Genomic DNA, 8,520 nt, shown 5'->3' with positions numbered 1-8,520 from the left:
TCCATCAACCCAGGCAATTCGGGCGGTGCGCTGGTCAATCTCCGCGGCGAAGTGGTGGGCATCAACAGCGCTCTTGTCGGTCCGGCCGGCGGCAATGTCGGCATCGGTTTTGCGATCCCCATCAACATGGCGAAGCAGGTCATGGGAGAGTTGATTGCTCATGGGACGATCCGGCGCGGGGAACTGGGCATACTGATACAGGATCTCACCCCATTGCTTGCGCAAGCGCTGAAATCGAAGGTCACGGCCGGCGCACTCGTGAGCGAGGTCATCGAGGGCTCCTCTGCGAGCACTGCCGGCGTCCTTGCCGGCGACGTCGTGGTGGCGGTCGATGGGCGGCCGATCCACAGTGCCACCGGGCTTCGTACCGCCATTGGCGCGCTCAGGGTCGGCGAAAAAACCAGACTCTCGATCGTTCGGAAGAACACGTCCCTGGAACTGACCGTGCAGCTTGCGGAGGCGAACACGATCAGCACATTGCTCGTCAAAGGGACGGGATTGCTGTCGGGCGTTGTGCTGGCCGATATCTCTCCGGAATCTGCCGCCTACGGACAGACGGATGGAGCCGAAATTGTCGCCGTCGATCCAGAAAGCAGCGCCGCAGCGGCAGGGTTGGTGGCTGGCGACTTCATCGTCAGCGTCGGCCAGCAATCGGTCCACTCGGCAATGCAGGTGGTGCAAACGGCGGGTTGGTTCGACAGGCTCTTGCTGCTAGGGGTTTTTCACGCCGGCGGAACTCAGTACGTCGCTATTCCATAGAAAGGCGTGCTGCGCATCCGATAGTCATGCGGCGACCTCCTTGTCGGCCTCGACCCGGGTGGGTCGATGCTCTCGGATGGTCTTGTGGGGCTAGCCCGCGTGTTGCTGATCGGTCCATTGACCCATGTCAAAGCTATCCCGATCCACCCTCCTTATGCGTTGTAACCACGCAGTCAGGCAGTTGAGGGGACTATCAGTGGAACTCACATACCGTGCTGTTCAAGAACGACTTCGCGCGGCGGGGGTCGTCATGAGCAAGAGGGGCGAAACCATTCGCATCAACTTCTTCGGCGGGCTCGAAGACACTGCGCTCTACTCAAACAACCTCGAGGAAGCACTCGACAAGGGGCTGGAGATGGCCGGTCGCGGCAAATTCGCTGGCGATGATTAGGTATTCTGGGCCTGCTGATCACGCAATGGACTCAAGTTAGCCACCCCGATTTTGATGCACATCAAACCAGGATGTTTTCGACCGTGCTCATCTAGCCGCTTCTGATGAGGTACGGATATGATCTACACGACGATACTGGTCCAGCTCGACATCGACGCTCCGGCAACGCCGCGCCTGATTTTCGCGAAGCAGATCGCGAAGACGTTCGAAGCGGATCTCATCGCGGTGGTGGCGGCCGAGCCCTCCGCGCTGGTGTCGCCAAGCGAATCTTCCCCGCTGGTGGCAGAGATTCTGCGTTATCGAACCCACGAAATCGAGGAGCGCATCAAGAAGCTCAAGGAGGAGTTCCTGGCCGTCGTCGACAACGACGAGCGCGCGTCATGGCGCGCGGAACTCGATAATCCCACGCGCGCCGTTGCCCTGCATGCTCGCGCGGCCGATCTGGTGATCACCGGGGCGCCGATTGCGGCTGCTGCCGGCGACTACCAACGAACCGTGGACCCGGGCGCGTTGGTGTTGTCTTTGGGCAGGCCTGTTCTGTTTGCGGCCGACGGCCTTGCAGCCTTCAAGGGCGAGAGGGCGATGGTCGCCTGGAAGGATTGCCGCGAATCGCGGCGGGCGGTGGTCGACGCGATGCCTTTCCTGCGCAATGCCAAGGAGGTGACCGTCTTCAACACTGCCGAGGAAGGAACGCTTGCCGCGCGGGACGGCGCGGCGGACGTAGTGCGCTTCCTGATGAAACACGGTGTGAAGGCCCGGTCCCAGTTGTTTGAGGGCGAAGGAATCTCGGTCGGCGACTCCATCATCGTCGAGGCCGACCGGATCGGAGCCGATCTCATCGTGGCCGGCGGTTATGGCCATAGCCGGTTTCGCGAATGGGCGTTCGGCGGCGCGACGCGATCCTTGCTCAGCTCAGGCTCGTTCCACAGGCTGCTGTCGAACTGAAGGGCTGCGGCAGTCTGCGCCCCGCACTTTGAAGGAGATAACTCTATGCAGCTGTTAACATCCCTGCTCCTGCCGACCTATCCGGATCCGCCAGGGCCGAAGGTTGCCGCGAATGCGGTGGCGGTGGCAAACCAACTCGGCGCCACTCTGGATGCGGTGGTCATCAATGTCGACATTCCGGACGTCTCGAACGCATTTTCCAGCCTCTTGCTGGACCTTCCCGCGAAGATTCGCGAGGTCAACGCGGCTAGCAGGAATTGTGGCAAGGCTCTGCTGGACGCCATCGCGGTGGAAGCCGGTCGACGCAAAGTCACTCTGACCAGCCAGGCGCTGAAAGCCCAGCCGGCCTTCATTGGGGAAACCGCTGCCAGAGAGGGACGCTATTTTGATGTCTGCATGGTGGGTTGGATGCGCGATACCGAGTCGATCCGCGCGACCGCGGAGGAGGTCGTGTTCAGTTCCGGCCGACCGACCTTGATTCTGCCGGGAGATGAAGATGTCGGCACGCTCGATCATGTGGTAATCGCCTGGGACGGCAGCCGCGTGGCGGCAAGAGCCGTGGCCGATGCCCGGCCATTTCTGGAACGGGCATCGACGATATCGATCGTCACTGTGACGGATGAAAAAGTTCTGCCTCACGAAGATGTCGGCGATCGTTTGGCGCATGGCCTGGCGGCGCGAGGTCTACCTGCCAAGGCCGAGCGGATCCATGCCGGTGACAACGAGATCGGCGCCGCGCTCGAGGACCATGCCATGAGGATCAATGGCAACCTCCTCGTCATGGGCGGATGGGGCCATTCTCGTATCCGAGACTTTGTGCTCGGTGGGGCAACCGAGGGGATACTGTCGGATCTGCGCTTGCCGGTGTTGATGTCGCACTAAGGCGGACCCACTCGCCAACCTCTGGACATGAGCGAATGCCGACGGCTGCCACCAAGCATCAAGTCCAGCAAATGAGGCCGGGTGCCGCGACATCTGTCGGCCTGGGTGAGGCCGAAGCGCGGGCAAGGCTGGCGGTCGAGGGCCCGAACGAGCTACCCAGATCCGGGCGCCGCTCACCGTTGAGAATTGCCGTCGAGGTCGTGCGTGAGCCGATGCTCGCGCTTTTGCTTGGCGGCGGCACGGTCTATCTACTGCTCGGTGATCTGCAGGAGGCATTGATCCTGCTGTGCTTCGCCACTTTGTCGATTGCGATAACGATTGTCCAGGAGGCGCGCACGGAGCGGGTTTTGGACGCCCTTCGCGATCTCACAAGCCCCCGCGCCCTGGTCGTACGCGATGGCCGACGCAGGCGGATTGCCGGTCGCGAGGTCGTGCGTGGCGACATCGTCCTGCTTGCCGAGGGAGACCGTGTCCCCGCCGATCTGTTGTTGACCCAAAGCAGTGACCTTCAGGTCGACGAATCCTTGCTCACTGGAGAATCCGTTCCCGTGAGAAAGGCAGCCGCCATGCCGCCAGATTGGACGGCCAGACACCGGCCGGGCGGCGATGACGTTCCGGCTGTATTTTCGGGGTCGCTTGTTGTGCGCGGCTCCGGCACCGGTCAAGTGGTGGCAACCGGAGCACGAACGGAAATCGGGGCAATCGGGCAGGTGCTGAGCAACTTAGAGATTGCGGCGCCTCGACTGCAAAAGCGGACAAGGCATCTTGTAAGATTGTTCGCCTTGGCCGGCACCACCGTCAGCGTGCTGGCGGTGCTGCTGTATGGCTGGCTGCGAGGCGGATGGCTTGACGGTATATTGGCGGGCATTGCCCTGGGCATGTCGATGCTGCCCGAAGAGTTTCCGATGGTGCTGACGATTTTCATGACCATGGGCGCCTGGCGCATATCTCAGGTGCGAGTGCTGACCCGTCGAGCCGCGGCAATTGAAACGCTTGGATCCGCGACTGTGCTCTGCACCGACAAGACCGGAACGCTGACCAAGAATCAGATGGCCGTTGCGGAGTTGAGGACCCCGAACGGGGGTGCCTTTTCGCTCTTGAACGCCTCAAGCCTCATGCCAGAGTCTTTCCACGATCTGGTCGAGATTGGAGTGCTTGCCAGTGACGAGATTCCGTTCGATCCGATGGAAAAGGCGTTCTACGAGCTGGCCGCAGAGAAAGTGCCGAGGCGTCCGGGTATCAGCGACCGGAAACTGGTTCGCTCTTATGGACTCCGACCGGAACTGCTGGCGATGTCGAACGTCTGGCGGAACAACGCGGGCGATCCGGATTGCCTCGTCGCAGCCAAAGGCTCGCCAGAGGCGATCCTGAAGCTTTGTCGCCTAAGCGCAGAAAGGGTCGTCTCGATCCGAAAAGACGCTGATGCCATGGCGGCCGAGGGGCTAAGAGTCCTGGGGGTGGCACGCGCGAGCCATGCGGAAGGCAGATTGGCCGACGAGCAAACTGGCTTTGCTTTCGAATTCATGGGCCTGGTCGGGCTGGCCGATCCATTGCGGCCGGGGGTTCGGGACGCCGTGGCGTCTTGCCGGTCGGCGGGTATCCGCGTGGTTATGATCACAGGGGACTATCCCGCCACCGCAAAGGCCATAGCGCACGAAGCCGGATTGGATGTCGCGCATGTGGTCACGGGAGAAGATCTGCGAGCGCTGAGCGCGGCGGACCTTTCCAGGACGGTCAAGACGGCGACCGTGTTCGCGCGAATCATGCCCGATCAGAAACTGGCCATCGTGAACGCCATGAAAGCGAACGGTGACATTGTCGCGATGACCGGGGATGGGGTCAATGATGCTCCCTCGCTGAAGGCCGCGGATATCGGCATCGCCATGGGCGGGCGCGGCACCGACGTCGCGCGTGAAGCCTCTTCCATCGTCCTCCTCGACGACGACTTCGGTTCGATCGTCAAGACAATCAGACTGGGGCGGCGCATCTATGACAATTTGCGAAAGGCGATGAGCTTCATCTTCGCCGTGCATGTGCCGATCGCAGGACTGGCTCTGATGCCGCTGCTGTTCGGCCTGCCCATTCTCTTCGGACCGATTCACATCGCATTTCTGGAGATGGTGATCGATCCGGTTTGCTCGCTTGTCTTCGAAGCGGAGGGCGAGGAAGAAGATATAATGAAGCGGCCCCCGCGCGATCCAGACGAAGCGTTGTTTGCGCGCCCATTGGTGGCATGGAGCCTGGCTCAGGGTGCGCTGGCGCTGGCTGCCGCCGTTGCCGTCTATCTGCTCGGCCTTCGCGTCGGAATATCGGAAAGCGAGGTCCGCGGCCTGACTTTCTTCGCCCTCATATTTTCAATAATCGGGCTGGTTTTGGTCAATCGAACTTACAGTGCTTCGCCCATCTCGGCTCTTCTAAGGCCCAATCGCGCGCTTGCGGCAGTCATCGCAATAGAGACGCTGGTGCTTGGGCTGGTGCTGCTCTATCCACCCGTGACTGCTCTCTTCCAATTTGGCCAGCTGCATCTGAGCTGCGTGACCGTAGCACTGGTTGCCGCTATTGCTTTAGTTGGTTTGCTGGAATCGCTCAAACACGTCTGCCGAAAACAACTCCGCATCTGACCATGGGTTACAATTTTTCTGTTCTTCCACGCCAGCGATCGACGCGGCAAGGTTTCTCGGCTGCGATCTGATTCAGGGCTCGAAAGCCGGGCGAGCACTATCGTGCTGATCGTGCTCATCGAAGGGGTAAAAGTGGACCGCCTTCAACTTGATCGGCGTGTCATAGCCCTCGATGAGCACTCTGACCCATTGGTCCCCAAGATCATCTTGCCAGGTGCCGGTAACGCGACATCTTACGGCGAGATCCATGCCGACCTCGATCTTGTCGGTTCTCTGTGCCATCCTGAACTCCTGTTCTCGTAGCGCGCCCTGCCTCACTCCCGGCGTTGGCGCAGGCTACATCGGCATTTCCGGTTCAAGCGTGCGCTCTTTCGCCGGCCCCGGAATCTCGGTCATGGTCGCCTCCGTCAGCAGAAGCACACTTGCGACGGAGACGGCGTTTTCCAGGGCGATGCGGACCACTTTGGTCGGATCGATGATGCCGGCCTCGACCAGGTCGACATATTCCTTGCGGCCGGCATCGAAGCCGAAGTTTCCCTTGCCTTCGATCATCCTGGCGATGACCACGCCGCCGTCGACCGCGGAATTCTCGGCAATCTGACGCACCGGCATTTCGAGCGCCCGCTTGAGGATCTGGACACCGGTGCGCTCGTCGCCTTCGCAACGCGCTTCTTCCTCGGCGACCGCGCCGATGCAGCGCAGCAAGGCCAGTCCGCCACCGGGCACGATACCCTCCGCCACGGCCGCCTTGGTGGCGCTGATGGCGTCGTCGAGTGCTTCCTTCTTTGACTTCATTTCGGCTTCTGTCGGTGCGCCGACCTTGATGACGGCCACGCCGCCGGCGAGCTTGGCCAGCCGCTCCTGAAGCTTCTCCCTATCATAGTCGCTGGTGGTGTCGCTGATCTCGCGGCGGATCTGCTCGACGCGTCCCTTGATGGCGGTCTGGTCGCCGCTGCCGCCGATGACGGTGGTGTTGTCCTTGTCGACGACCACGCGCTTGGCGCGCCCCAGCTGAGCCACCGTCACGTTCTCGAGCTTCAGGCCGATGTCTTCGGAAATGACCTGCCCGCCCGTCAGGACGGCGATGTCATGCAACATGGCCTTGCGCCGGTCGCCGAAGCCCGGCGCCTTCACGGCGCAGTTCTTGAACGTGCCGCGGATCTGGTTGACGATCAGCGTGGCAAGGGCCTCGCCTTCGACATCTTCCGCGATCACCAACAGAGGCGAACCTGATTTGGCCACGGCCTCCAGCAGCTTGATGAGGTCGTTGAGAGAGGAGATCTTCTTCTCGACCAGGAGCACGAGTGCGTCTTCGAGCACCGCTTCCATCTTCTCGGTATCGGTCACGAAATAAGGCGAGAGGAAGCCGCGGTCGAACTGCATGCCTTCGACCACGTCAAGGACCGTTTCGGTGGTCTTGGATTCCTCGACCGTGATGACGCCTTCGCCGCCGACCTTCTCCATGGCTTCACCGATCAGTTCGCCGATAAGCGGATCGTTGTGCGCGGAGATCGTCGCCACCTGTTCCTTCTCTCGCCTCGTCGAGACCGGCCGCGATATCTGTTGGAGCGTTTCGATCGCTCGCTTGGTCGCACGGTCGAGTCCGCGCTTGATATCGATCGCGCTGGCGCCGGCGACGACATTGCGCACACCATCGGCGAACATCGCATGGGCGAGGATGGTCGACGTGCTCGTACCGTCGCCGACCATGTCGCCGGTCTTCTCGGCCGCTTGTCTCAGCATGCGCGCGCCAAGGTTCTCTTCCGGGTCCTTCAGGTCGAACTCCTTGGCGATCGTCACCCCATCGTTGCAGACGATTGGGGCGCCCCATTTCTTTTCGATCAGAACCGATTTGGAGCGTGGGCCGAGCGTCACCCGCACGGCATCGGCAAGTTGGGTCGCGCCGCGAAGGATCTTTTCGCGTGCTGCCGAGCGGAACAATACCTGCTTGTGAGCCATGGTGGTCTCCAGGACTGCAAGACCGATCTACATAGCCGCGTTGTCGCCGACCGGCTTTGATGCGCATCAATTGCGCTGCCGGCGGACATGTCTGCCGCGTTGACCAGGATCAATGTCGACGCTGCTTTCGGTTCCGCTCTTTCATCTTGCCGTCAAGGCATGGTCTTTCGTGGCTTGCGGGCCTTGAGCAAGGCGGCAGGGGCTGGTGCGCGCCAGACGACCTGATAGGCCTCCACCACGTTGCTGGCAGTGACGCCAAGTCCAGGTAGGGCGATCCAGGGTGGCGGTTGCCGATCGAGAAGGCCGAGGATCGTCGCGATGCCGACCGCGACGCCCTGATCATAGGGCAGCTGCGCGGCGATGCCCTTGATCAGGCCACCGGCAGCCAGGTCCGCCGCCACGTCATTGCCAAGGTCGACGGTGGTGATCGGGATCGTCCTTCCCGCATCGCGGATCGCGGCGATGGCGCCGGCCGCCGGCACGTCCCACACAGCGAACAGGCCTGCCAGATCGGGGTTTCCCTGCAGCAGGCCGGCGGTCGCGGCCTTGGCCTGCGTCACATCGGCGAACTTGCCGCGCACCAGGGACAGATCCGGCCGATGGGTGGCCATCCATTTGCGGAAAGCGATCTCGCGCTCATGCGTGGCAAAGAAGTCCACCCCATAGGCAAGAACGCCAACCGTGCCGCCCGGGGCCACGTGCCCTGCGAGCAGCTCCGCTCCAATCTGTCCGAGGCCGAAATTGTCGGTGGAAATGACGCTGACGTAATCCTTGCCCGGCAGCATGCCGGTCGGCGCATTGTCGAGCAGCAGAAGCTTCTTTCCCGCCGCCGCTATCGCGCGATGGGCATCGGCCGCCCTGGCGCTGCCGATCGGGATGGAAATGACGGCGTCCACCGGTTCGGTGGCGAGCCGTTGCAGTTCGGCGACCTGCCTGTCGACATCGAAGGCGCAGTCGATGACC

The 8,520-nt window shown here is 61.9% G+C and carries 8 protein-coding genes; 5 read left to right on the top strand and 3 right to left on the bottom strand.

From position 1 onward, the window contains the following. The 5 genes from EOD07_RS13305 to EOD07_RS13285 all read left to right on the top strand — a co-directional run. A partial coding sequence (locus EOD07_RS13305; protein ID WP_127235779.1) for a PDZ domain-containing protein occupies window positions 1-759 on the top strand: 759 nt, incomplete at its 5' end. Between the two features lie 250 nt (window positions 760-1,009). Next, window positions 1,010-1,150 carry a hypothetical protein gene (locus EOD07_RS38515; protein ID WP_245470112.1) on the top strand — a complete coding sequence of 47 codons (141 nt, stop codon included), beginning with the start codon at window positions 1,010-1,012 and terminating at the stop codon, window positions 1,148-1,150. Window positions 1,151-1,267: 117 nt separating this feature from the next. Continuing rightward, the gene (locus EOD07_RS13295) at window positions 1,268-2,095 is read left to right on the top strand and encodes a universal stress protein (RefSeq protein WP_127235778.1); all 828 of its coding nucleotides are present in this window, start codon (window positions 1,268-1,270) and stop codon (window positions 2,093-2,095) included. Window positions 2,096-2,140: 45 nt separating this feature from the next. Beyond that, window positions 2,141-2,977, top strand: coding sequence for a universal stress protein (locus tag EOD07_RS13290; protein ID WP_127235777.1), 837 nt, complete (start codon window positions 2,141-2,143; stop codon window positions 2,975-2,977). A gap of 71 nt (window positions 2,978-3,048) precedes the next feature. Then, complete coding sequence (locus tag EOD07_RS13285) at window positions 3,049-5,598, top strand: cation-translocating P-type ATPase (protein ID WP_127235780.1); 2,550 nt, start codon at window positions 3,049-3,051, stop codon at window positions 5,596-5,598. A 72-nt stretch (window positions 5,599-5,670) separates the two neighbouring features. Here EOD07_RS13285 and EOD07_RS13280 read toward each other — a convergent pair whose 3' ends face one another. The 3 genes from EOD07_RS13280 to EOD07_RS13270 form a co-directional block, all read right to left on the bottom strand. After that, entirely contained in the window at window positions 5,671-5,880 is a 210-nt protein-coding gene (locus tag EOD07_RS13280) for a hypothetical protein (RefSeq protein WP_127235776.1), read from the bottom strand. A gap of 54 nt (window positions 5,881-5,934) precedes the next feature. Further along, the gene (gene groL / locus EOD07_RS13275; RefSeq protein ID WP_127235775.1) at window positions 5,935-7,557 is read right to left on the bottom strand and encodes a chaperonin GroEL; all 1,623 of its coding nucleotides are present in this window, start codon (window positions 7,555-7,557) and stop codon (window positions 5,935-5,937) included. Between the two features lie 152 nt (window positions 7,558-7,709). Continuing rightward, a partial coding sequence (locus tag EOD07_RS13270; RefSeq protein WP_127235774.1) for a substrate-binding domain-containing protein occupies window positions 7,710-8,520 on the bottom strand: 811 nt, incomplete at its 5' end.

This window comes from Mesorhizobium sp. M2C.T.Ca.TU.002.02.1.1 (assembly GCF_003997225.1).
The sequence above is the reverse complement of the archived record's forward strand: the minus strand, read 5'-3'. Positions and strand labels throughout refer to the sequence as shown.